At 71.6% G+C, this 21,253-nt stretch carries 21 protein-coding genes; 16 read left to right on the top strand and 5 right to left on the bottom strand.

Annotated elements, in window-relative coordinates; translation table 11 throughout:
- The first annotated feature begins 17 nt into the window (after nucleotides 1–17).
- The 8 genes from BM076_RS09395 to argH all read left to right on the top strand — a co-directional run bounded on the left by BM076_RS09395 (nucleotide 18) and on the right by argH (nucleotide 9,157).
- Nucleotides 18–1,241, top strand: coding sequence for a methyltransferase (locus tag BM076_RS09395; RefSeq protein WP_093712957.1), 1,224 nt, complete (start codon nucleotides 18–20; stop codon nucleotides 1,239–1,241).
- 89 nt (nucleotides 1,242–1,330) lie between these two features.
- A complete protein-coding gene (gene argC, locus BM076_RS09390) occupies nucleotides 1,331–2,359 on the top strand; it encodes an N-acetyl-gamma-glutamyl-phosphate reductase (protein ID WP_093712956.1) in 1,029 nt (342 codons plus the stop codon).
- A gap of 88 nt (nucleotides 2,360–2,447) precedes the next feature.
- A complete protein-coding gene (gene argJ, locus BM076_RS09385) occupies nucleotides 2,448–3,605 on the top strand; it encodes a bifunctional glutamate N-acetyltransferase/amino-acid acetyltransferase ArgJ (protein WP_093712955.1) in 1,158 nt (385 codons plus the stop codon).
- The gene (argB, locus tag BM076_RS09380; RefSeq protein WP_245795883.1) at nucleotides 3,602–4,585 is read left to right on the top strand and encodes an acetylglutamate kinase; all 984 of its coding nucleotides are present in this window, start codon (nucleotides 3,602–3,604) and stop codon (nucleotides 4,583–4,585) included. The genes argJ and argB overlap by 4 nt, the downstream gene beginning before the upstream one ends.
- 41 nt (nucleotides 4,586–4,626) lie before the next feature.
- Nucleotides 4,627–5,799: an acetylornithine transaminase gene (locus tag BM076_RS09375; protein ID WP_245795922.1), complete on the top strand. Its 1,173-nt coding sequence runs from the start codon at nucleotides 4,627–4,629 to the stop codon at nucleotides 5,797–5,799.
- Nucleotides 5,800–5,815: 16 nt separating this feature from the next.
- A complete protein-coding gene (locus tag BM076_RS09370; protein ID WP_093712953.1) occupies nucleotides 5,816–6,346 on the top strand; it encodes an arginine repressor in 531 nt (176 codons plus the stop codon).
- A gap of 130 nt (nucleotides 6,347–6,476) precedes the next feature.
- Nucleotides 6,477–7,673: an argininosuccinate synthase gene (locus tag BM076_RS09365; protein WP_093712952.1), complete on the top strand. Its 1,197-nt coding sequence runs from the start codon at nucleotides 6,477–6,479 to the stop codon at nucleotides 7,671–7,673.
- Nucleotides 7,674–7,741: 68 nt separating this feature from the next.
- A complete protein-coding gene (gene argH, locus BM076_RS09360) occupies nucleotides 7,742–9,157 on the top strand; it encodes an argininosuccinate lyase (protein WP_093713039.1) in 1,416 nt (471 codons plus the stop codon).
- Nucleotides 9,158–9,176: 19 nt separating this feature from the next.
- On the opposite strand, the gene BM076_RS09355 is transcribed toward argH, so the two are convergent.
- Together BM076_RS09355 and BM076_RS09350 are read right to left on the bottom strand one after the other, a co-directional pair.
- Nucleotides 9,177–10,166 (bottom strand): glutamate ABC transporter substrate-binding protein, encoded by a 990-nt coding sequence (locus BM076_RS09355; RefSeq protein WP_245795881.1) that lies wholly within the window; start codon nucleotides 10,164–10,166, stop codon nucleotides 9,177–9,179.
- A 148-nt stretch (nucleotides 10,167–10,314) separates the two neighbouring features.
- Nucleotides 10,315–10,983, bottom strand: coding sequence for a lysophospholipid acyltransferase family protein (locus BM076_RS09350; RefSeq protein ID WP_093712951.1), 669 nt, complete (start codon nucleotides 10,981–10,983; stop codon nucleotides 10,315–10,317).
- Between the two features lie 232 nt (nucleotides 10,984–11,215).
- Between BM076_RS09350 and BM076_RS09345 the strand changes: the two genes are divergently transcribed.
- From BM076_RS09345 to BM076_RS09335, 3 genes are all read left to right on the top strand, one after another.
- Nucleotides 11,216–12,394 carry a glycerophosphodiester phosphodiesterase gene (locus BM076_RS09345; RefSeq protein WP_093712950.1) on the top strand — a complete coding sequence of 393 codons (1,179 nt, stop codon included), beginning with the start codon at nucleotides 11,216–11,218 and terminating at the stop codon, nucleotides 12,392–12,394.
- Nucleotides 12,395–12,516: 122 nt separating this feature from the next.
- A complete protein-coding gene (locus BM076_RS09340; protein WP_093713037.1) occupies nucleotides 12,517–13,059 on the top strand; it encodes an RNA polymerase sigma factor in 543 nt (180 codons plus the stop codon).
- A 206-nt stretch (nucleotides 13,060–13,265) separates the two neighbouring features.
- Nucleotides 13,266–13,772 carry a GNAT family N-acetyltransferase gene (locus BM076_RS09335; RefSeq protein WP_093712949.1) on the top strand — a complete coding sequence of 169 codons (507 nt, stop codon included), beginning with the start codon at nucleotides 13,266–13,268 and terminating at the stop codon, nucleotides 13,770–13,772.
- 33 nt (nucleotides 13,773–13,805) lie between these two features.
- On the opposite strand, the gene BM076_RS09330 is transcribed toward BM076_RS09335, so the two are convergent.
- Nucleotides 13,806–14,291 carry a hypothetical protein gene (locus tag BM076_RS09330; RefSeq protein ID WP_093712948.1) on the bottom strand — a complete coding sequence of 162 codons (486 nt, stop codon included), beginning with the start codon at nucleotides 14,289–14,291 and terminating at the stop codon, nucleotides 13,806–13,808.
- Between the two features lie 37 nt (nucleotides 14,292–14,328).
- The gene (locus tag BM076_RS09325; protein WP_093712947.1) at nucleotides 14,329–14,697 is read right to left on the bottom strand and encodes a hypothetical protein; all 369 of its coding nucleotides are present in this window, start codon (nucleotides 14,695–14,697) and stop codon (nucleotides 14,329–14,331) included.
- Between the two features lie 402 nt (nucleotides 14,698–15,099).
- On the opposite strand from BM076_RS09325, the gene BM076_RS09320 reads away from it, so the two are divergent.
- The 3 genes from BM076_RS09320 to BM076_RS09310 all read left to right on the top strand — a co-directional run bounded on the left by BM076_RS09320 (nucleotide 15,100) and on the right by BM076_RS09310 (nucleotide 17,868).
- Nucleotides 15,100–16,209, top strand: coding sequence for a methionine ABC transporter ATP-binding protein (locus BM076_RS09320; protein WP_177246386.1), 1,110 nt, complete (start codon nucleotides 15,100–15,102; stop codon nucleotides 16,207–16,209).
- Nucleotides 16,206–16,916 (top strand): methionine ABC transporter permease, encoded by a 711-nt coding sequence (locus BM076_RS09315; RefSeq protein ID WP_093712945.1) that lies wholly within the window; start codon nucleotides 16,206–16,208, stop codon nucleotides 16,914–16,916. Before BM076_RS09320 ends, BM076_RS09315 begins: the two co-directional genes overlap by 4 nt.
- A 94-nt stretch (nucleotides 16,917–17,010) precedes the next feature.
- Complete coding sequence (locus BM076_RS09310) at nucleotides 17,011–17,868, top strand: MetQ/NlpA family ABC transporter substrate-binding protein (protein WP_093712944.1); 858 nt, start codon at nucleotides 17,011–17,013, stop codon at nucleotides 17,866–17,868.
- A 92-nt stretch (nucleotides 17,869–17,960) separates the two neighbouring features.
- Here BM076_RS09310 and BM076_RS09305 read toward each other — a convergent pair whose 3' ends face one another.
- Nucleotides 17,961–18,752 carry a class I SAM-dependent methyltransferase gene (locus BM076_RS09305; protein ID WP_177246385.1) on the bottom strand — a complete coding sequence of 264 codons (792 nt, stop codon included), beginning with the start codon at nucleotides 18,750–18,752 and terminating at the stop codon, nucleotides 17,961–17,963.
- Nucleotides 18,753–18,937: 185 nt separating this feature from the next.
- On the opposite strand from BM076_RS09305, the gene BM076_RS09300 reads away from it, so the two are divergent.
- A complete protein-coding gene (locus BM076_RS09300; protein ID WP_093712942.1) occupies nucleotides 18,938–19,594 on the top strand; it encodes a GNAT family N-acetyltransferase in 657 nt (218 codons plus the stop codon).
- A 188-nt stretch (nucleotides 19,595–19,782) separates the two neighbouring features.
- Complete coding sequence (cbiE, locus tag BM076_RS09295) at nucleotides 19,783–21,009, top strand: precorrin-6y C5,15-methyltransferase (decarboxylating) subunit CbiE (RefSeq protein WP_093712941.1); 1,227 nt, start codon at nucleotides 19,783–19,785, stop codon at nucleotides 21,007–21,009.
- Nucleotides 21,010–21,253 lie beyond the last annotated feature (244 nt).

Raw genomic sequence — 21,253 nt, 5'->3', positions numbered from 1 at the left:
GTTAGCCTGTCAGCACCATGATCCGATGCACGACGCCCTGGGGTGACCTCGAACTCACGCGCTTCCCGCACGACCCGCGCGAGCAGCTGCGGGCGTGGGACGCCGCCGACACCTACCTGCTGCGGCACCTCGTGGACACCCGCGCCGACACCCGGCCGGAGGCGCGCGCCGCGGTGACACGTACCGCGGCCGAATCAGGTACGGCGGCGGGCGGCGCCGTGGACCTGTCGGGCACGGTCGTGATCGTCGGCGACCGCTGGGGCGCGCTGAGCACGGCGCTGGCCGCGTACGCCCCGACGCAGATCTCGGACTCCTTCCTCGCACAGCAGGCGACCCGGGCCAATCTGCGCCGCAACGCTCCGGAGGCCGCCGACGGGGTCCGGCTGCTGTCGACCCGTGACACCCCGCCCGACCGGATCGACGTCCTGCTGGTGCGGGTCCCCAAGAGCCTCGCGCTGCTGGAGGACCAGCTGCACCGGCTCGCGCCCGCCGTCCACGAGGGCACCGTGGTGGTCGGCACCGGCATGACCACCGAGATCCACACCTCCACCCTCCACCTCTTCGAGCGGATCCTCGGCCCGACCCGTACGTCACTGGCGGAGAAGAAGGCCCGGCTGATCTTCTGCACCCCGGCCCCCGGCCGGACCCGCACCCCCAGCCCCTGGCCGATCCGCTACGCGCTGCCGGACGGCATCGGCGCCGCCTCCGGCCGTACCGTCACCAATCACGCCGGCGTCTTCTGCGCCGAGCGGCTGGACATCGGCACCCGCTTCCTGCTCCAGCACCTCCCGGCCCGGCACGGCCCGGACCGGGTGATCGACCTCGGCTGCGGCAACGGCGTCGTCGGTACGGCGGCGGCGCTGGCCAACCCGGAGTCCTCGGTGCTCTTCACCGACGAGTCCCACCAGGCCGTCGCCTCCGCCGAGGCGACCTTCCGGGCCAACGCCGACCCCGCCACCAAGGCCGACTTCCTGGTCGCCGACGGCCTGACCGGCGTCCCCCCGGACAGCGCCGACCTCGTCCTGAACAACCCGCCCTTCCACTCCCACCAGGCGACCACCGACGCCACCGCCCGCCGCATGTTCGCCGCCGCCCGCGCCGCCCTGCGCCCCGGCGGCGAACTCTGGGTCGTCGGCAACCGCCACCTCGGCTACCACGTCCGCCTCCGCCGCCTCTTCGGCTCCTGCGAAACGGTCGCCTCCGACCCCAAATTCGTCATCCTCCGCGCGATCAAGCGCTGAATCCGCAGGTCCGGGGCCCGTCCCGGCGGAACTGCGTTGCATAACTCTACAAAGAACCGTATAGTCATGCCATCGACGAGGAGGGTTCGATGGTGGTGCGCGCAGCGGTGGCCGGGGCGAGTGGATACGCGGGCGGGGAGGTGCTGCGGCTGCTGGTGGGGCACCCCGAGGTGGAGATCGGCGCGGTGACCGGGAACTCCAACGCCGGGCAGCTGCTCGGCGCGCTGCAACCGCATCTGCTGCCGCTGGCCGGGCGGGTGCTCGAACCCACCACGGCGGAGGTGCTCGCCGGACACGACGTGGTGTTCCTCGCGCTGCCGCACGGGCAGTCCGCCGCGGTCGCGGCACAGCTCGGCGACGAGGCGCTGATCGTGGACATGGGGGCCGACTTCCGGCTGGCGGACGCCGCGGACTGGGAGAAGTTCTACGGTTCGCCGCACGCCGGCACCTGGCCGTACGGGCTGCCCGAACTCCCGGGCGCGCGTGCCGCGTTGGCCGGGGCCAAGCGGATCGCGGTGCCCGGCTGCTACCCGACGGCCGTCTCGCTCGCGCTGTTCCCGGCGTACGCGGCGGGCCTGGTCGAGCCGGAGGCCGTGATCACCGCGGCGTCCGGTACCTCGGGCGCCGGCAAGGCGGCCAAGCCGCATCTGCTGGGCTCCGAGGTGATGGGTTCGATGAGCCCGTACGGCGTCGGCGGCGGACACCGGCACACCCCGGAGATGATCCAGAACCTGAGCGCGGCGGCCGGCCGGCGGGTGAGCGTCTCCTTCACGCCCACCCTCGCGCCGATGCCGCGCGGCATCCTCGCCACGTGCAGCGCCAAGGCAGGACCCGGTGTCACCGCCGCCGAGCTGCGCGCCGCGTACGAAAAGGCGTACGCCGACGAGCCGTTCGTCCACCTGCTGCCCGAGGGGCAGTGGCCCGCGACAGCCGCCGTCCACGGCTCCAACGCCGTACAGATCCAGATCGCGTACGACGAGAGCACCCACCGCCTGATCGCGATCAGCGCCATCGACAACCTCACGAAGGGCACCGCGGGCGGCGCGGTGCAGAGCATGAACATCGCTCTCGGACTCCCTGAGAGCACGGGACTTTCCACGATCGGAGTCGCACCGTGACCGACGCACGCGAGGCCGCCGGGAGGCGGACGACGACGATGGCCGCGGCATTGTGCCGAGCGGGCGGAGAAGGGAACGGGGAGAAGCAGTGAGCGTCACGGCAGCCAGGGGATTCACGGCGGCGGGGATCGCCGCCGGGATCAAGGAGAACGGCAATCCGGATCTGGCCCTCGTGGTCAACACCGGGCCGCGCCGCGCCGCCGCGGGCGTCTTCACCTCCAACCGCGTGAAGGCCGCGCCCGTGCTCTGGTCGGAACAGGTCGTCAGGGGCGGCGCGGTCACCGCGGTGGTGCTCAACTCCGGCGGCGCCAACGCCTGTACGGGCCCGCGGGGTTTCCAGGACACGCACGCCACCGCGGAGAAGGCCGCGCAGGTGCTCGGCGCCGAGCACAGCGCCGGCGAGATCGCGGTCGCCTCGACCGGCCTGATCGGCCTGCTGCTCCCGATGGACAAGCTGCTGCCGGGAGTCGAGAAGGCGGCAGCCGAACTGTCCGAGCACGGCGGCGAGAAGGCCGCCATCGCGATCAAGACCACCGACACCGTGCACAAGACGGCCGTCGCGCAAGGGCCGGGCTGGACCGTCGGCGGCATGGCCAAGGGCGCGGGCATGCTCGCCCCGGGCCTGGCCACGATGCTGGTCGTGCTGACCACCGACGCCGACGTCGAAGCGCCCGCCCTGGACAAGGCGTTGCGCGAGGCCACCCGGCTGACCTTCGACCGGATCGACTCCGACGGCTGCATGTCGACCAACGACACCGTGCTGCTGCTGGCCTCGGGCGCGTCCGGAATCGCCCCGGAACACGGCGAGTTCGCCGACGCGGTCCGCGCGGTCTGCGGCGACCTGGCCCGGCAGCTGATCGGCGACGCCGAGGGCGCCTCCAAGGACATCAGGATCGAGGTCGTCAACGCGGCCAGCGAGGACGACGCCGTCGAGGTGGGCCGCTCCATCGCCCGCAACAACCTCCTCAAGTGCGCCATCCACGGCGAGGACCCCAACTGGGGCCGGGTGCTGTCCGCGATCGGCACCACCTCCGCCGCCTTCGAGCCCGACCGGCTCAATGTCGCCATCAACGGCGTGTGGGTGTGCAGGAACGGCTCGGTCGGCGAGGACCGCGACCTGGTCGACATGCGGTTCCGCGAGGTCGCGATCACCGCGGACCTGGCCGCCGGTACGGAGTCGGCGGTGATCTGGGCCAACGACCTGACCGCCGACTACGTCCACGAGAACAGCGCGTACAGCTCATGACCGACCCGAAGAACCCCGAGCGGCAGCAGGGCGCGCGCCGGCACACCGCGCTGCCCAAGGCACAGACCCTCGTCGAGGCGCTGCCCTGGCTGACCCGGCACAACGGCAAGGTCGTCGTCATCAAATTCGGCGGCAACGCCATGGTCGACGAGGAGCTGAAGGCCGCCTTCGCGCAGGACGTGGTCTTCCTGCGGCAGGCCGGACTCAAGCCGGTCGTCGTGCACGGCGGCGGCCCGCAGATCAGCGCGCAACTCGACCGGCACGGCCTGGTCAGCGAGTTCAAGGCCGGCCTTCGGGTGACCACGCCCGAGGCGATGGACGTGGTCCGGATGGTGCTGGCCGGACAGGTGCAGCGCGAGCTGGTCGGACTGCTCAATCAGCACGGCCCGCTGGCCGTCGGCATGACCGGCGAGGACGCGCACACCATCACCGCGGTCAAGCACTTCCCGCGGATCGAGGGCGAGTCCGTCGACATCGGCCGGGTCGGCGAGATCACCGCCATCGACACCGGCGCGATCGAGGCGCTGCTCGCCGACGGCCGGATCCCGGTGGTCTCCTCGATCGCCCGCGCCGCCGACGACCACCACGTCTACAACGTCAACGCCGACACCGCCGCCGCGGCGCTGGCCGCCGCGCTCGGCGCCGAGACGCTGATGGTCCTCACCGATGTGGAGGGCCTGTACGAGGACTGGCCGAACAGCGACGACGTGATCAGCAAGCTGACCGCGACCGAACTGGAGAAGCTGCTGCCGGACCTGTCCAGCGGCATGGTCCCCAAGATGCAGGGCTGCCTGTTCGCGGTGCGCAACGGTGTGCACACCGCCCGCGTGATCGACGGCCGGGTGCAGCACTCGATCCTGCTGGAGATCTTCACCGACGAGGGCATCGGCACCATGGTCGTCCCCGACGCCCCGGCCGGCCCCGGCAGCACCGCAGGCACGGACGTATCCGGCACGACGCAGGAGGGGGAGACCCGGTGAGCGGCAACGAGGAACTGACCCGGCGGTGGCAGGGCTCGCTGATGGACAACTACGGGACGCCGCGGGTCCCGCTGACCCGCGGCGCGGGCGCGAAGTTCTGGGACGCCGACGGCAAGGAGTACACCGACTTCCTCGGCGGCATCGCCGTCAACTCGCTGGGCACCGCGCACCCCGCGGTCGTCGAGGCCGTGACGCGGCAGATCGGCGCGCTCGGCCATGTCTCCAACCTCTTCGTCGCGCCGCCGCCGGTCGCCCTGGCCGAACGGCTGCTCCAGCTCGCCGGTCGCCCCGGGCGGGTCTTCTTCGGCAATTCCGGCGCCGAGGCCAATGAGGCGGCCTTCAAGCTCGGCCGGCTGACCGGCCGGCGCCGGATGGTCGCCACCGAGGGCGGCTTCCACGGCCGGACGATGGGCGCGCTCGCCCTCACCGGGCAGCCGAAGAAGCGCGAGCCGTTCGTGCCGCTGCCGGGCGACGTCACCTTCGTGCCGTACGGCGACGCGGACGCGCTGCGGGCGGCCGTGGACACCGACACCGCGCTGGTGATCATCGAGCCGATCCAGGGCGAGAACGGCGTGGTCGTCCCGCCGCCCGGCTATCTCGCCGCGGCCCGGGAGATCACCGCGGCCACCGGCACCCTGCTGGTGCTCGACGAGGTGCAGACCGGCATCGGCCGTACGGGAAGCTGGTTCGAGTGCCAGGCACAGGGCGTCGAGCCCGATGTGATCACGCTGGCCAAGGGCCTCGGCGGCGGGCTGCCGATCGGCGCCGCGCTCGCCTTCGGCCCGGCCGCCGACCTGATGACGCCCGGCGCGCACGGCACCACCTTCGGCGGCAATCCGGTCGCCTGCGCCGCCGCGCTCGCCGTGCTCGACACCATCGCGGCCGACGGCCTGCTCGACCACGTCAAGCGGCAGGGCGAGAAGCTGCGGCAGGGCGTGGAGGTACTGCGACACCCGTTGGTCGATCATGTGCGCGGTACGGGCCTGCTGCTGGGTATCGTGCTCACCGAGCCGCTCTCAGCGCAGATCCAGAAGGCGGCTCAGGACGCCGGTTTCCTGGTGAACGCCGCCGTGCCCGGCACGGTACGGCTCGCGCCCCCGCTGATCGTCGGCGACGACGAGACGGACGCGTTCCTCCGGGCACTGCCCGGCGTCCTCGACCGGGTGCACCGGGCCTCCGGGGCGAACGGCGCCGCGAACGGAGCCCGAGAATGACGGAGTTGACACGACGATGACCGAGGCGCAGCAGAATGGCAGCCAGGCCGTACCGCAGACCCGTACCGCGCGGCACCGCAGGATCGTGGACATCCTCGGCCGCCAGCCGGTCAGGTCGCAGAGCCAGCTCGCCAAGCTGCTCGCCGACGACGGGCTGAGCGTCACCCAGGCGACGCTCAGCCGGGACCTCGACGAACTGGGCGCGGTCAAGATCCGCACCAACGACGGGGAGCTGATCTACGCGGTGCCGTCCGAGGGCGGCTTCCGCACCCCGCAGGCGCCGCTCGGCGAGTCCGTCAAGGAGGAGCGGATGCGGCGGCTGGCCGCCGAGCTCCTGATCTCCGCGGAAGCCTCCGCCAACCTCGTGGTGGTCCGCACCCCGCCCGGGGCCGCCCAGTTCCTCGCCTCCGCCATGGACCAGGCCGAGGTGCACGACATCCTCGGCACGATCGCGGGCGACGACACCGTCGTCCTGATCAGCCGCGACCCGGCCGGCGGCCAGAAGCTCGCCGACCACCTCCTCCGCCTCGCCCAGGGCGAGGCATAAGCACGCCCCCGGGCACCCCGCACTTCCCACCGATACCGACGTCAACGCGGCTCTGACCTGCCGCGTTGACGAACCATACGGGTGAGTGCATACTTATACCAGTCAGCGTATGCATCGTAAGGAGAGACCCGTGACCGAGCGCGTCGTACTCGCCTACTCCGGCGGCCTTGACACCTCCGTCGCCATCGGCTGGATCGCCGAGGAGACCGGCGCCGAAGTCATCGCCGTCGCGGTGGACGTCGGCCAGGGCGGCGAGGACCTGGACGTCATCCGCAAGCGCGCGCTCGCCTGCGGTGCGGTCGAGGCCGAGGTCGCGGACGCCAAGGACGAATTCGCCGACGAGTACTGCCTGCCGGCCATCAAGGCCAACGCGCTGTACATGGACCGGTATCCGCTGGTCTCCGCGCTGTCCCGGCCGACCATCGTCAAGCACCTGGTGGCCGCCGCGAAGAAGCACGGCGCCACCACCGTCGCGCACGGCTGCACCGGCAAGGGCAACGACCAGGTGCGGTTCGAGGCGGGCATCTCCTCGCTGGCCCCCGGCCTGAAGTGCATCGCCCCGGTCCGGGACTACGCGATGACCCGCGACAAGGCCATCGCCTTCTGCGAGGAGAAGAACCTCCCGATCGCGACCACCAAGAAGTCGCCGTACTCCATCGACCAGAACGTCTTCGGGCGGGCCGTCGAGACCGGCTTCCTCGAGGACATCTGGAACGCGCCGATCGAGGACGTGTACGAGTACACGCAGAACCCGGCCACGCCGCGCGAGGCCGACGAGGTGGTCATCACCTTCAAGCAGGGCGTGCCGGTGGCCATCGACGGCAAGCCGGTCAGCGTGCTGGAGGCCATCCAGCAGCTCAACGTCCGGGCCGGCGCCCAGGGCATCGGCCGGATCGACATCGTCGAGGACCGGCTGGTCGGCATCAAGTCCCGGGAGATCTACGAGGCCCCCGGCGCCATCGCGCTGATCACCGCGCACCAGGAGCTGGAGAACGTCACCGTCGAGCGCGAACTGGCCCGCTACAAGCGGCAGGTCGAGCAGCGCTGGGCCGAACTGGTCTACGACGGCCTGTGGTTCTCGCCGCTCAAGCGGGCGCTCGACGGCTTCGTGAGCGAGGCCAACGAGCACGTCTCCGGCGACATCCGGATGACCCTGCACGGCGGCCGGGCCGTCGTCAACGGCCGGCGCTCCGAGGAGTCGCTGTACGACTTCAACCTGGCCACGTACGACACCGGCGACACCTTCGACCAGTCGCTGTCCAAGGGCTTCATCGAGATCTTCGGCATGTCCAGCAAGATCGCCGCGAAGCGGGACCTGGCGCAGTGACGGACACCAACGCCACGGACAACGGCACGGGCGACGACAACGGCAACGGCGCGGGGAACGGCGACAGCCTGCGGCTGTGGGGCGGCCGGTTCGCCGACGGCCCCGCCGAGGCGCTCGCCAAGCTCTCCGCCTCCGTGCACTTCGACTTCCGGCTCGCTCCGTACGACATCGCCGGCTCCCGGGCGCACGCCCGGGTGCTGCACAAGGCCGGGCTGCTGACCGCCGACGAACTGGACCGGATGATCGCCGGTCTCGACACCCTCGAAGCGGACGTGGCCGCGGGCGACTTCACCGGCACCATCGCCGACGAGGACGTGCACACCGCACTGGAACGCGGCCTGCTGGAGCGGGTCGGCCCCGACCTCGGCGGCAAGCTGCGGGCCGGCCGCTCCCGCAACGACCAGGTCACCACGCTCTTCCGGATGTATCTGCGGGACCACGCCCGGATCATCGGCGGACTGCTGGTGGACCTCCAGGGCGCGCTGGTCGGCCTCGCCGAGGCCCACCCGGACACCGCGATGCCCGGCCGCACCCACCTCCAGCACGCCCAGCCGGTGCTCTTCGCGCACCACGTGCTGGCGCACGCCCAGGCGCTGTCCCGGGACGCGGAGCGGCTGCGGCAGTGGGACGAGCGTACGGCCGTCTCGCCGTACGGGTCCGGCGCGCTCGCCGGCTCCTCGCTGGGCCTGGACCCGGAGGCCGTCGCCAAGGAACTCGGCTTCCAGCACGGCTCGGTGGGCAACTCCATCGACGGCACCGCGTCCCGCGACTACGCGGCCGAGTTCACCTTCATCACCGCGATGATCGGCGTCAACCTCTCCCGGATCGCCGAAGAGGTCATCCTGTGGAACACGAAGGAATTCTCCTTCGTGACCCTGCACGACGCCTTCTCCACCGGCTCCTCGATCATGCCGCAGAAGAAGAACCCGGACATCGCGGAGCTGGCGCGCGGCAAGTCCGGACGGCTGATCGGCAACCTCACCGGGCTGATGGCCACGCTCAAGGCGCTGCCGCTTGCGTACAACCGGGACCTCCAGGAGGACAAGGAGCCGCTCTTCGACTCCTGCGAGCAACTGGAGCTGCTGCTCCCGGCGTTCACCGGGATGATGGCGACACTGACCGTGCACCGGGAGCGGATGGAAGCGCTCGCCCCGGCCGGTTTCTCGCTCGCCACCGACATCGCCGAGTGGCTGGTCAAGCAGGGCGTGCCCTTCCGGATCGCGCACGAGGTGGCGGGGGAGTGCGTCAAGGTCTGCGAGGCCGAGGGCATCGAACTCGACCAGCTCACCGACGAGCAGTTCGCGAAGATCTCCGCGCACCTGACGCCCGAGGTCCGTGGAGTCCTCGACGTCGCGGGCGCGCTGGCCTCGCGCAACGGGCGCGGCGGTACGGCCCCCGAGGCCGTCGCCGTCCAACTCGCCGAGGTGAAGGCCGATCTGACGCGGCAGCACACCTGGGCGCAGGCGTGGCACGGCCTGGCCTGACCGGTACGCACACCGGTCGTCAGTCGCGGTAAGTGACGGCGGGCGGCGCGAAATTGTCGGTGCCGAGCCACTTCCTGGCCAGCGCCTTCAACGAGCCGTCCTGCCGCATCTGTTCGAGCACGGCATTGACGAAGCGCACGAAGTCGGTCTGCTTCGGCTGCATCGCGATGCCGTGCGGCTCGTCGGTGAAACGCGGCCCGATCAGCTTGGTGTTGGGGTCCTGCGCCGCCAGCCCGATCAGGATGGTGTCGTCGGTCGAGGCCGCGTCCACCTCGCCGAGCTGCATCAGCATCAGGCAGTCCGTCCAGTCGTCGACACCGACCGGGACCACGCTGGGGTTCCGCAGCGAGGCGAGCGTGTCGATGGACGTGGTCTTCCTGGCGGCGCAGATCTTCTTGCCGCCCAGGTCCTTGATGGACCTCGCCGTGGACTGCCTGGGCACCAGCACCCGCTGGCCCGCGTCCATGTAGTCGCTGGAGAAGGCGACGCTCTGCCAGCGCTCGCAGTTGATCGTCATCGAGTCGACGACGATGTCCACCTTGTTCGGATCGGTGGTGAGCACCGGGATACGGGCCGCCGAGGTGATGGTGCGGAACTGGATCCGGTCCGGGCTGCCGAACAGCGCGGTGGCGATCCGCCGCAGCAACTCGATCTCATAGCCGTCGAGTTGACCGGTCAGCGGGTCGCGGTAGCCGAAGAGGTACGAATTCTGGTCGACGCCGGCGATCAGCCGCCCGCGCCGGACGATCGCCGCCATTGTCGAACCGGCCGGCATGTGCCCGACGGCCGGGGGCGGCCCGCTCGGCCGGTAGCTGTCGTTCTTGCAGGACTTCTCGGCGGGAGCCCTGCCCGGGGCGGCCCGGGGCCCGGGCGCGATCCGGGGAGCGGCGGCCGGTAACCGCCCGGCGTCGTCCGCCGCCGGTAAGCGGCCCGCGGAGTCCGCGGTGGGCCGGTCCGGCGCGGCGCACCCGCCCAGCGCCAGCGCGGCCGCCAGGACACCACCGGTCACCGCGGCCCCGAGCCCACGTCCTGTCGCACGCCGCACGCGCGCCCCCTCACGTAGTGTCCTGCCGCCAGTGACGCAGCCGGCCCGCCACCGGTTCCCGGGGGGACTTCCCGCGCCGGGGCGGCGCCAACCGCCCCCGGCACCCGTGATATCAGGCGGCCTTGGCCTTCGTGGCGTAGATGTCGACGTACTCCTGGCCGCCCAGCCGCATGACCTCGCTCATCACCTCGTCGGTGAGCGCGCGCAGCACATAGCGGTCGCGGTCCATGCCCTCGTACCGGGCGAAGGTCAGCGGGGCGCCGAAGCGGATGGTGACCGGGGCGATCCTGGGCATGCCCTTGCCGCCGGGCTGCACCTTGTCGGTGCCGATCATCGCGAAGGGCACCACCGGCGCGCCGGTCATCAGCGCCAGCCGGGCGATGCCCGTACGCCCGCGGTAGAGGCGGCCGTCGGGGGAGCGGGTGCCCTCCGGGTAGATGCCGAAGATCTTGCCCTCGTCCAGCACCCGGCGGCCGGTCATCAGCGCCGCGACACCGCCGTGTCCGCCGTCGCGGTCCACCGGGATCATGCCGCAGGTGGTGAAGAACCAGGCCATCAGCCGGCCCTTGATCCCCTTGCCCGTGACGTACTCGTCCTTGCCGATGAAGTACACCTGCCGGTCCACCACCAGCGACAGGAACATCGAGTCGACGAAGGTGACGTGATTGCCCGCGAGGATCACCGGGCCCTCACCGGGGATGCCGTCCACGCCCTCGACCCGGGGGCGGTACAGGACGCGCATCAGCACTCCGAGAATCGCCTTGAGCAGACTGCGGGACATGCGGGACAACGGACCCTCCGGTTCCTGACACGATTCCTGAGACGGTTTCCGGCACGGCGAGACGGCTGACGAACCTTCCGGGAGCGTCACGGACGCTCCCTACGACGATACTTCCGCAGCCGTACCGGACGCACACGGGGTTCACACGTCCGCTACGCAGTGTTGACACCCGTTGGGTGCGTGTTACGGCTGAGGTCGACCGGACGACAGTTTTTCACGGCACGATGCGCGCATGACGGATGACCAGCACAAGACCGGCCTCGGCAGGCGCGCTGTCCTGTCCGCGGCGGCACTCGGCGCGGGCGGCGCGGTACTCGGCACGGCCGGTACGGCGCAGGCCCAGGACCGGACCGCCGCCCCGCAGCACGGCCGCCCCGGCCACGGCGGGGCCCCGGCGCTGCCCAGGCCCACCATCGTCGGCCACCGCGGTACCGCCGGATACCGGCCCGAGCACACCTTCGGCTCCTACGAGTACGCGCTGGAGATCGGCGCGGACGTCGTCGAACAGGACGTCGTGCCCACCAAGGACGGCCACCTCGTCTGTCGCCACGAGCCCGAGATCGGCGGCACCACCGACGTCGCGGACCACCCGGAATTCGCCGGCCGCAGGACCACCAAGACGATCGACGGCGTCCCCACCACCGGCTGGTTCACCGAGGACTTCACCCTCGCCGAACTCAAGCGGCTGCGCGCGGTCGAGCGGCTGCCCGCGGTCCGCCAGCGCAACACCATCTACAACGGCCGCTGGGCCGTCCCCACCTTCGAAGAGGTGCTGGCCTGGGCCGACCGCGAGGGCCGCAAGCGCGGCAAGGCGGTGTGGCTGCACACCGAGACCAAGCACCCCACCTACTTCCGCGGCATCGGACTGCCGCTGGAGGAGCGGCTGATCACGCTGCTCAAGCGGTACGGCAGGCACCGCTCGGACGCCCCGCAGTTCCTCCAGTCCTTCGAGGCGGACAGCCTCCAGCGGCTCGGGCGGCTCGGCGGCGCCGCGCCCAAGATCTTCCTGCTCAACGGCCTCACCTCGCAGCCCTGGGACTTCGTCGTCGCCGGCGACAAGCGGACCGTGGCCGATCTGGTCACCCCGGCCGGGCTGCGCTGGATCGCCGGCTTCGCGCAGGGCATCGGCCCGACCACCGACGTGATCATCCCGCGCGACGCCTCGGGCAGGCTGCTGAAGCCGACCGCCGTGGTCAGGGACGCGCACAAGGCCGGTCTGGTGCTGCACCCCTTCACCGCGCGCAACGAGAACCAGTTCCTGCCCGCGGACTTCCAGGTCGGCACCGACCCCAACGCCTACGGCGACGCGCTGGCCGCCTTCAGGACGTGGTTCGCGACCGGCATCGACGGCCTGTTCACCGACAACGCCGACACCGCCGTCCTGGCCCGCGAGGACTTCTGGAACTCCTGAGCCATGAGCCCCTGGGGGCGCGCCGTCCACCGGAACGGCCCGGCCACTCCATGGAATGAAAACGGCCGCGCCCGGCAACCGCCGGGCGCGGCCGTCGCGTGCGGACGGATATGCAGATCCCCATGACGCCCGCAGAGTCCGCCGACTTCCCCGCGTACACCCTGATCAGGCCGCTGCTGGCGGCGGAGGCCGCCGCCGAGGCGCTGCCCGGCGGGATCGAGGCCGCCGATCTGGAGCAGGCGGTGTGGCTGCGGCTGCTGGAGCTGGGCGGTCCGCCGCCCGAGCCGGACCGATGGGTGCGCCGCGCCGTCCGCGCCGAGGTCCGCGGCCACGTCCGGCGGATCCGCAGCGAGCGGCCGTACGAGGAGTGCGGCGACCCGGAGGGCGCAGGTCCGCCGACCGCGGGGAGCGAGGTGGAGGAGCTGGTGCTGGCCGCCGAGCGGCACCGCGCCGTGCGCGCCGCGGTCGGCCGGCTGCCCGGCCGCTGCCCCCAGGTCGTCACGGCCCTGATGTCCCGCTCCGACCCCACTTACCGGGAAATCTCCCGCGAGTTGGGAATCTCACAGGGCAGCATCGGGCCGCTGCGCTCCCGGTGCCTCGGCTGTCTTCGGACGATCCTGAATTCGAGGGTTGGATCCCCGGTGGGACGGGGTAATGCACGGTAAACAGTCGGCGGCAGTGGGCACCCTTGGCACGCCCGTACGAGACTGAAGCGGGTGACGCGCAGGCGGTACCCCACCGGTGGGTTTGTGCGATCATCGGCGCCACGGAGGCGGCGCATATCCGCACCAACCTCCGTTCAGGCACTCGTCCCGGGCGCACACCTCACCCTCAAACTGCCCGGACGGATTCGAAGGGGAGGCCTGCGCGCATGGGCATGAGCGTGACCATCTCTACGGCGGAGCACTCGGACGCCGAGAAGATCCTCAAACTCCAGTACCTCTGCTACCAGAGCGAGGCGGAGCTGTACGGCGACTACAGCATCGAACCGCTCACCCAGACCCTGGACGGGCTGCGCGCCGAACTCGCCGAAGGGTGCGTCCTGGTGGCGCGCCTGGGCGAGGAGGTCGTGGGCTCGGTACGCGGCACCGTCGACGAGGACGGCACCGCCCGGATCGGCAAACTGATCGTCCACCCGCGGCTCCAGCGGCACGGGCTCGGCGGACGGCTGCTCAGCGCCGTCGAGGAGCGGCTCGCGGCGGAGGAGGAGGCCAAGCGCTACCGGCTCTTCACCGGCCACCGCAGCCAGGTCAATCTGCGGATGTACCGCAAGCTCGGCTACGAGCAGGTGGGCGTCGCGGAGCCGGTCAGCCGCCGGCTGAGCCTGGTGACCATGGAGAAGGCCGCCGTCACCGCCGGCTACGCGGCCACCGCCTGACCCCGTCCCCTCCTGCGCCTGACGTATGACGCCTTACGCCTCGGAACCGGTCTGCTGTTCCCGCCGCTGCCCCGCCCCGCGCGCGGCACGCCGCAGCCACAGCAGACCGGCCACCGGGAGGGCCAGCGGCAGGAAGACATAGCCGACCCCGAAGTCCGACCAGACGGTCGCGTCGGGGAAGGCGGAGGAATCCACCAGCGTCAGGGTGCCGACCGCGATCACCCCGGCCAGCTCCGCGGAGCAGCACACCAGCGCCACCCGGCGGGCCTGCTCGCCGCCCTTCCACAGCGCGACGGTGATCACCGCGTAGACCACGCCCGCGACCCCCGACAGCACATAGGCCAGCGGCGCGTCGTGGTACTTGGTGGCGATCTGCACGATCGACCGGGACAGCGCCGCGACGGTGAAGACCGCGTAGAGCGAGAGCAGCAGCCTGCCCGGGCCCTGCCCGATCCGCACCTTCGGCGCCTGCGCCTCGGCGTCGTCCGGAGTGTGCCCGCTGCCCGCGTCGTCCGTCATCCCGTCCCCGCCCTTCGTGGTCGATACGCGCGTGCCGTCAGCCATGGCCGGCTCCCCAGATCTCGTTGAGCCGCAGTTCGAGCACGGCCAGGATCAGCCCGCCCGCCGCGACGATCGCCGAGCCCCAACGGGTGCGCTCGGCAAGGGACATGAAGGCCGCCGCGGGAATCACCAGCGCCGCGCCGACCAGATAGGGAAGGAAGACCGCCATCCCGTGCTGCGGCCGGTCGCCGTGCGCGAGCTGCACGATCGAGATCACCAGCTGGACCAGCGCGGCCACCGTCACCACGCCCATCGCGACGAAGTGCCAGTCATTGGTCGGCTGGTCACGCAGCGCCGCGACGCCGCACCACGCCGCGAGCAGCAGCGCCGTGACCGAGACCGTGATGAGGACCGCGTCGAGCATGCGGTGACTCTATTACGGAGCGTTTCCCCCGCTTCTCCCCACCCCTGGCGGGCCGCGTGTGTGTCCGCATAATGAACAATCGGACCGGATTTCGGGACTCGACCGTCCTTCTGCTTTACTGGACCGCATGACCACGACGAACAGCCGCAGCCGCGCGACCGAGGCGATCACGCCCGGTGTTCGTCGTGCGTGTCGAATGTGTGACTGACTGAGGGCCCGTTCCCGCGCCTCGCGCCCCGAAGCGAGTGCCCCGCGTCACGCCACCGCGCAGCGCCCCGAGCGCCGCCGGACCCCGTAGCGCCGCCGTCATCCGGCGTGCTGCCGCGTGCCGCGTCCCCCCAGCCGAAATGCCCCGCGTGCGGCGGTACGTCCGCCGCGCGCTCGACAGTGATGGACGCTTCTGTGATCACCACCACCGACCTGAGAAAGGTCTACCGCTCGCGCGACCGTGAGGTCACCGCCCTGGACGGGGTGGACCTGGGGGTGCGCGAAGGCGAGGTCTACGGCGTCGTCGGCCGCAGCGGCGCCGGCAAGAGCACCCTGATCCGCTGCGTGAACCTGCTGGAACGCCCCACCTCCGGCACTGTCGAGGTGGCGGGCCGCGACCTGACCGCGCTGGCCGGCCGCTCCGACCGCGCCCCCGCCGCGCTGCGCGCGGCCCGCGCCGGCATCGGCATGGTCTTCCAGCACTTCAACCTGCTCTCCTCGCGCACCGTGCAGGACAACGTGGAACTCCCGCTGGAGATCCTCGGCGTCTCCGGCCGCGCCCGGGCCCGCAAGGCCGGCGAACTCCTCGACCTGGTGGGGCTGTCCGACAAGGCCCGCGCCTATCCCGCGCAGCTCTCCGGCGGCCAGAAGCAGCGCGTCGGCATCGCCCGCGCGCTGGCCGGCGACCCCAAGGTGCTGCTCTCCGACGAGGCCACCTCCGCGCTCGACCCGGAGACCACCCGCTCGGTGCTGCGGCTGCTGCGCGACCTCAACCGGCAGCTCGGCCTGACCGTGCTGCTGATCACCCACGAGATGGACGTCGTCAAGCAGGTCTGCGACTCGGCGGCACTGATGAAGGGCGGACGCGTGGTGGAATCCGGCACCGTGGCGGAATTGCTGGCCACCCCCGGCTCGGAGCTGGCCGGTGAACTCTTCCCGGTCGGCGGTCAGGCATCCGGCCCGGACCGTACGGTGGTCGACCTCACCTTCCACGGCGACAGCGCCACCCGGCCGGTGATCTCGCAACTGGCCAGGACGTACAACGTCGACATCTCCATCCTCGGCGCCGCCATGGAGACCTACGACGGACGGCAGATCGGCCGGATGCGGATCGAGCTGCCGGGCCGCTTCGAGGACAACGTGGTGCCGATCGGCTACCTGCGCGAGCAGGGACTGGACGTCGCGGTGGTCCCGGACGCGCCCGAAGCCGTGCCCGTGACCGGCCCCGTGTCCGTGACCGACCCCGTGGCCGCGCCCGTACCGGCGCCGGCACCGGTCTCCACGGTGAAGGAGACGGCCAAGTGACCTGGTCCGAGATGCACCCGCTGCTCACCCAGGCCGGCGGCGAGACGCTGCGCATGGTCGCCTGGTCCGCGGTGATATCCGTGGCCGCCGGTCTGCCGATCGGCGTGCTGCTGGTCCTCACCGACCGCGGCGGACTGCTGCGCTGTCTGCCGGTCAACCGGATCCTCGGCGTCATCGTGAACGTCGGCAGGTCGCTGCCGTTCGTCATCCTGATGATCGCGCTGATGTCCTTCACCCGCATGATCGTCGGCACCACCATCGGCTGGCAGGCCGCCGTCGTGCCGCTGGCCGTCGGCGCCATCCCGTTCTTCGCGCGGCTGGTCGAGACCGCCGTCCGCGAGGTCGACCACGGCCTGGTCGAAGCCGTCCAGGCGATGGGCGGCAGTACGTCGACGGTGGTCCGCAAGGTGCTGCTGCCCGAGTCACTGGCGTCACTGATCGCGGGCGTCACCACCACCGTCATCGCGCTCATCGGCTACTCCGCGATGGCGGGCGTGGTCGGCGGCGGCGGACTCGGCGACCTCGCGCTGCGCTACGGCTACCAGCGCTTCGAGACCGGCTTCATGTGGGTGATCGTCGCCGTGCTGGCCGTGGCCGTCACGCTCGTCCAGCTCGCCGGCGACTTCGCGGCCCGAGCCGTCGCCCGCCGGGGCCGCTCCGGCGCCGCGCCCCGGCTGCGGCTGCTGCGCCCCGCCGCGACCTCCTGACCCTTCCTTCCCGCTGACCCCGCGACGTGGCGGGGCCGTACCACCCGGAGAAGAACCCGGGACACCCGGGACACCAGAGAAAGAGGCACTTTTCGTGCGCAGGAACACCGCCATCACCGCCACCGTCCTCGCGGCCACCGCCCTCACCGTCGGCCTGACCGCCTGCGGCTCGGACTCCGGCTCCGGCTCGGGCTCCGGCGGCAAGAACGCGAGCGGCCCGCTGGTCGTCGCCGCCAGCCCCACCCCGCACGCCCAGATCCTGGACTACGTCCGCGACCACCTGGCCAAGAAGGCCGGTCTCGACCTCCAGGTCAAGGAATTCTCCGACTACGTGCTGCCCAACACCGCCACCGAACAGGGCGAGGTCGGCGCGAACTTCTTCCAGCACAAGCCCTACCTCGACGACTTCAACAAGAAGAACGGCACCCACATCGTGCCCGTCGTCAATGTGGAGCTGGAGCCGCTCGGCGTCTACTCGCACAGGATCAAGGCGATCGGCGACCTCAAGGACGGCGCGAGCGTCGCGGTGCCCAACGACACCACCAACGAGGCGCGCGCCCTGAAGCTGCTCGCCGACAACGGCCTGATCACCCTCAAGGCGGGCACCGACCAGACCGCGACTCCCGCCGACGTCACCGGCAACCCCAAGCACCTGAAGTTCAAGGAGCTGGAGGCCGCTCAGCTGCCGCGCTCGCTGGACGACGTGGACGCCGGTGTCATCAACGGCAACTTCGCGATCCAGGGCCACCTCGACCCCGCCAAGGACGCGCTCGTACTGGAGAAGGCGGACGGCAATCCGTACGCCAACTTCCTGGCCGTCAAGAAGGGCAACGAGAAGGACCCCCGCGTCGAGAAGCTCGCCGAGCTGCTCAACTCGCCCGAGGTGAAGACGTACATCCAGAACACCTTCAAGGGCTCGGTGATCCCCGCCTTCGGTGCCCCGGCGTCCTGACGCACGCACGAAGGGCCGACGCAAAGGGCCGACACGAAGGGCCCCGCACGCCGTGCGGGACCCTTCGTCGCTTCCGGCGGGTGCCGGACGGATCAGCCGTGCCGCACCCAGTACACGTCCGTCACGTACGGCATCTCGATCGCGCCGCTGCTGCGGGTCGCGTCGTGCGCGCCGAGCACCGCCTCCAGTTCGGCGCGCACCCGGGCCTGCGCCGTACCGTCCAGCACCGCGATGTGGCTGGAGGACATCATCCGGTCCACGATGTCCGCGACCGTCGTGGAGTGCGGATTGGGCCAGTGCCGCTCCTCGATCCGGCCCCAGCCGGGCCGCGCCGCGAAGGGCGCCCGCCATCCGGCGTTCGGGTCGCCCGGCCCCGACGACAGCGGCGGGCGCGGCAGATCGCGCGGCGCGAGCCGGAAGTAGATGTCCTGAAAGTCCCGCATCCAGGGCTCCGCGGTGTCGAAGGTGTTCCACACCAGGGCCAGCGCGCCGCCCGGCCGCAGCAGCCGCTCCACCTCCGCGAGCGCGGCCGGCTCCTCGAACCAGTGCCAGGACTGCGCCGCCACCACCGCGTCCGCGCAGCCGTCGGGCAGCCCCGTGGCCTCCGCCGTACCGCCGTTCACCGCGACCGCGGGCAGCAGCTCCGCCAGCCGCTCCCGCATCTCCTTGACCGGCTCCACCGCGAGCACCTCGGCGCCGGTCAGTGCCAGCAGACGGGTGAACTTTCCGGTGCCCGCGCCGAGATCGACCACGGTGCGGCCCGCCTCCAGGGGCAACGCGTCCGCGAGCGCGGCGAGCGCGGCGAGCGGATAGGAGGGCCGGGAGCTCTCGTAGACCTCCGCCGCCCGCTGATAGCCGACTCCTGCTGCGTGGTGCACTGTCACGCGGGCTGACGGTAGCAGGATCGGATGACGTTCACGGATACCCGCCCTGACCGGCATTCGCCCTACTCTGGAAGGGCGTTCGCCGCCGCGCACCCCACTCCCGCCCCGGCGACCCTGCTCGGACGAAGCCGCGCAGGATGCTGCATGCTGTGCAATCCACACATGCCCTGGTTACGGAGCAGCGAATGACGCCCACCTTTCCGGACATCTCCATCAGTACGGAGCGGCTGGTGCTGCGCGCGTACGAGGAGGCGGACATCCCCGCGCTGGCGGAGATGATGAACGACGAGCTGGTCACCGCGTGGACGGGCGTGCCGCAGCCGTACTCGCTCGACGACGCCCGCGACTTCATCACCAGGGCCGCGCCCGCCGAGCGCGCGTCCGGGCGCGGCATCGTGCTGGCCGTCACCGAATTCCTCACCCAGCGGCTGGTCGGCACCGTCCACCTGCAGAACACCGACTGGCGGATCCGCGGCACCGAGGTGGGCTATCTCACCGCCGCCTGGGCCCGCGGCGAGGGCTACGCGAGTGAATCGGTGCAGGCGGTCTGCCACTGGCTCTTCGACGACCAGCGCTTCGAGCGGCTCGAACTGCGCACCGCCGCGGACAACACCGCCTCCCAGCAGGTCGCGCAGAAGATCGGCTGCGTGAGCGAGGGCGTGCTGCGCAACGCCGGCATCGTCCGCAGCCAGACCGAGGACGGCCGGTGGGCGGAGATCCGCACCGACCTGCTGGTGTGGAGCGTGCTCCCGGAGGACCTGGAGGACCTGCCGGGCAGCGGCGCGGGCGACGGCGGCTACGACGCCCAGGCGGACTTCGGCGCGTACGCCGACTGGCGCTGACCGCACCCCGGCGGGTCCGCCGGCCGGCGGCGTCCGCGTACGCCCCGCCCCTCGTCGTACGCCCCACCCCCCGTCCGCGGGGAGCGCCGCCCGGATAGTGTTCTCTCACCCCGGGACCGTGCCGCCGTGCCGTCGCGGGTTCCGTTGTGATCCGCAGTGCTCCGCACACGCCATGGAGGCAGACGACGATGGCCGACCGGGTCACCGTGATCGGATGGGACGGCTCACCCCCGTCCGACGCCGCCCGCGCCGCACTGAACGCCGCCACCCTCGTGGCGGGCGCCAAGCACCATCTCGCGCTGCCCGACGTTCCCGAGCACGCCGAGCGGATCGTGCTGGGCAGTATCGAGATCGCCGCCCGCCGGATCGTCAAGCACCGCGGCAGCGCCGTCGTCCTGGCCGACGGCGACCCCGGCTTCTTCGGTGTGGTGCGCGCCCTGCGGGCCCCGGAACACGGTCTGGAGATCGAGGTCATCCCCGGCGTCTCCGCCGTCGCCACCGCCTTCGCCCGGGCCGGCATGCCGTGGGACGACGCCCGTGTGGTCGTCGCGCACAGCCGCACCCTGCGCCGCGCGGTCAACGTCTGCCGCGCCTACCCCAAGGTCGCCGTCCTCACCGCGCCCGGCGCGGGCCCGGTCGAACTCTCCCTGCTGCTCACCGGAGTCCACCGCACCTTCGTCATCTGCGAGGCGCTGGGCACCGACCAGGAGGAGGTGACGGTTCTCACCTCCGACAATGTCGCCGACCACATCTGGCGCGACCCCAATGTGGTGCTCGTCGTCGGCGGCACCACCTCCACCGCGCCCGGCGTCACCGGCCTCGGCGGCCAGTCCTCCGAGCGCGGCGGCGGCTGGATCGCCGGCCGCGACCCCAACTTCCCCGGTCCCGTACGCGGCTGGGCGCTTCCCTCCACCGAATACGGCGGCCACACCTCGGCGCAGCTGCGCGCCTTCCAGCTCGCCCGGCTCGGCCCGCGCACCGGCGACCTCGTGTGGGACATCGGCTCCGCGGACGGCGCGGTCGCCGTCGAGGCGGCCCGCTTCGGCGCCGCCGTCATCGCCGTCGACAAGGACGCCGACGCCTGCGACTGGATCACCGCCACCGGCCGCCGCAGCGGCGTCCAACTCCAGGTCGTGCACGGCACCGCACCCGCCGTGCTGGACGATCTGCCGGAGCCCGACGCGGTACGGATCGGCCACGCCGACGCCGAGGTGACCGCCGCGTGTGCGGCCCGCAGGCCGGAACGGATCGTGACCGACGCCGACACCAGGGACGAGGCGGAAGCCGTCAGCAGGGCGCTGGAGGAGGGCGGTTACGACGTCGAACGCGCGCTCGTGCAATCCGTCGAACTGGATTCCGAGTGGGTCGAGCGGGAACGCTCGGTGACCTTCGCTCTTTGCGGTACGCGCCGCTGACCTGTTCATGATCACAAAGGGCCGTGCGGACGGTGTTTCCGCCGGTCGGAGCGGTGTGTTCGGGCATGGTACGCGGTGGGTCCCGAGGTGCGGACCACCGGGCGGCCGGACGCGCCGAGCGGGGTAGGCTGGCGGATCGTTGTGCCGTCGTCGTGCGTTGACGGGTCGTCGAGGATTGCGGCGCCCGGCGGCGACGTGCCCGCCGCTCCGCGCGATCGTCACTGCCGCGCGCGGGGCACGGGCC

This window comes from Actinacidiphila alni, from assembly GCF_900112845.1.
Taxonomy (GTDB): Bacteria; Actinomycetota; Actinomycetes; order Streptomycetales; family Streptomycetaceae; genus Actinacidiphila; species Actinacidiphila alni.
Note: the sequence above shows the minus strand (reverse complement) of the source record. Positions and strands in the feature narration are given on the sequence as shown.

Coding starts and splice junctions, on each gene's coding strand:
- BM076_RS09395 (WP_093712957.1), top strand. CDS start 18: ATGATCCGATGCACGACGCCCTGGGGTGACCTCGAACTCACGCGCTTC.
- argC (WP_093712956.1), top strand. CDS start 1,331: ATGGTGGTGCGCGCAGCGGTGGCCGGGGCGAGTGGATACGCGGGCGGG.
- argB (WP_245795883.1), top strand. CDS start 3,602: ATGACCGACCCGAAGAACCCCGAGCGGCAGCAGGGCGCGCGCCGGCAC.
- BM076_RS09375 (WP_245795922.1), top strand. CDS start 4,627: ATGGACAACTACGGGACGCCGCGGGTCCCGCTGACCCGCGGCGCGGGC.
- BM076_RS09370 (WP_093712953.1), top strand. CDS start 5,816: ATGACCGAGGCGCAGCAGAATGGCAGCCAGGCCGTACCGCAGACCCGT.
- BM076_RS09350 (WP_093712951.1), bottom strand. CDS start 10,983: ATGTCCCGCAGTCTGCTCAAGGCGATTCTCGGAGTGCTGATGCGCGTC.
- BM076_RS09345 (WP_093712950.1), top strand. CDS start 11,216: ATGACGGATGACCAGCACAAGACCGGCCTCGGCAGGCGCGCTGTCCTG.
- BM076_RS09340 (WP_093713037.1), top strand. CDS start 12,517: ATGACGCCCGCAGAGTCCGCCGACTTCCCCGCGTACACCCTGATCAGG.
- BM076_RS09335 (WP_093712949.1), top strand. CDS start 13,266: ATGGGCATGAGCGTGACCATCTCTACGGCGGAGCACTCGGACGCCGAG.
- BM076_RS09330 (WP_093712948.1), bottom strand. CDS start 14,291: ATGACGGACGACGCGGGCAGCGGGCACACTCCGGACGACGCCGAGGCG.
- BM076_RS09325 (WP_093712947.1), bottom strand. CDS start 14,697: ATGCTCGACGCGGTCCTCATCACGGTCTCGGTCACGGCGCTGCTGCTC.
- BM076_RS09300 (WP_093712942.1), top strand. CDS start 18,938: ATGACGCCCACCTTTCCGGACATCTCCATCAGTACGGAGCGGCTGGTG.
- cbiE (WP_093712941.1), top strand. CDS start 19,783: ATGGCCGACCGGGTCACCGTGATCGGATGGGACGGCTCACCCCCGTCC.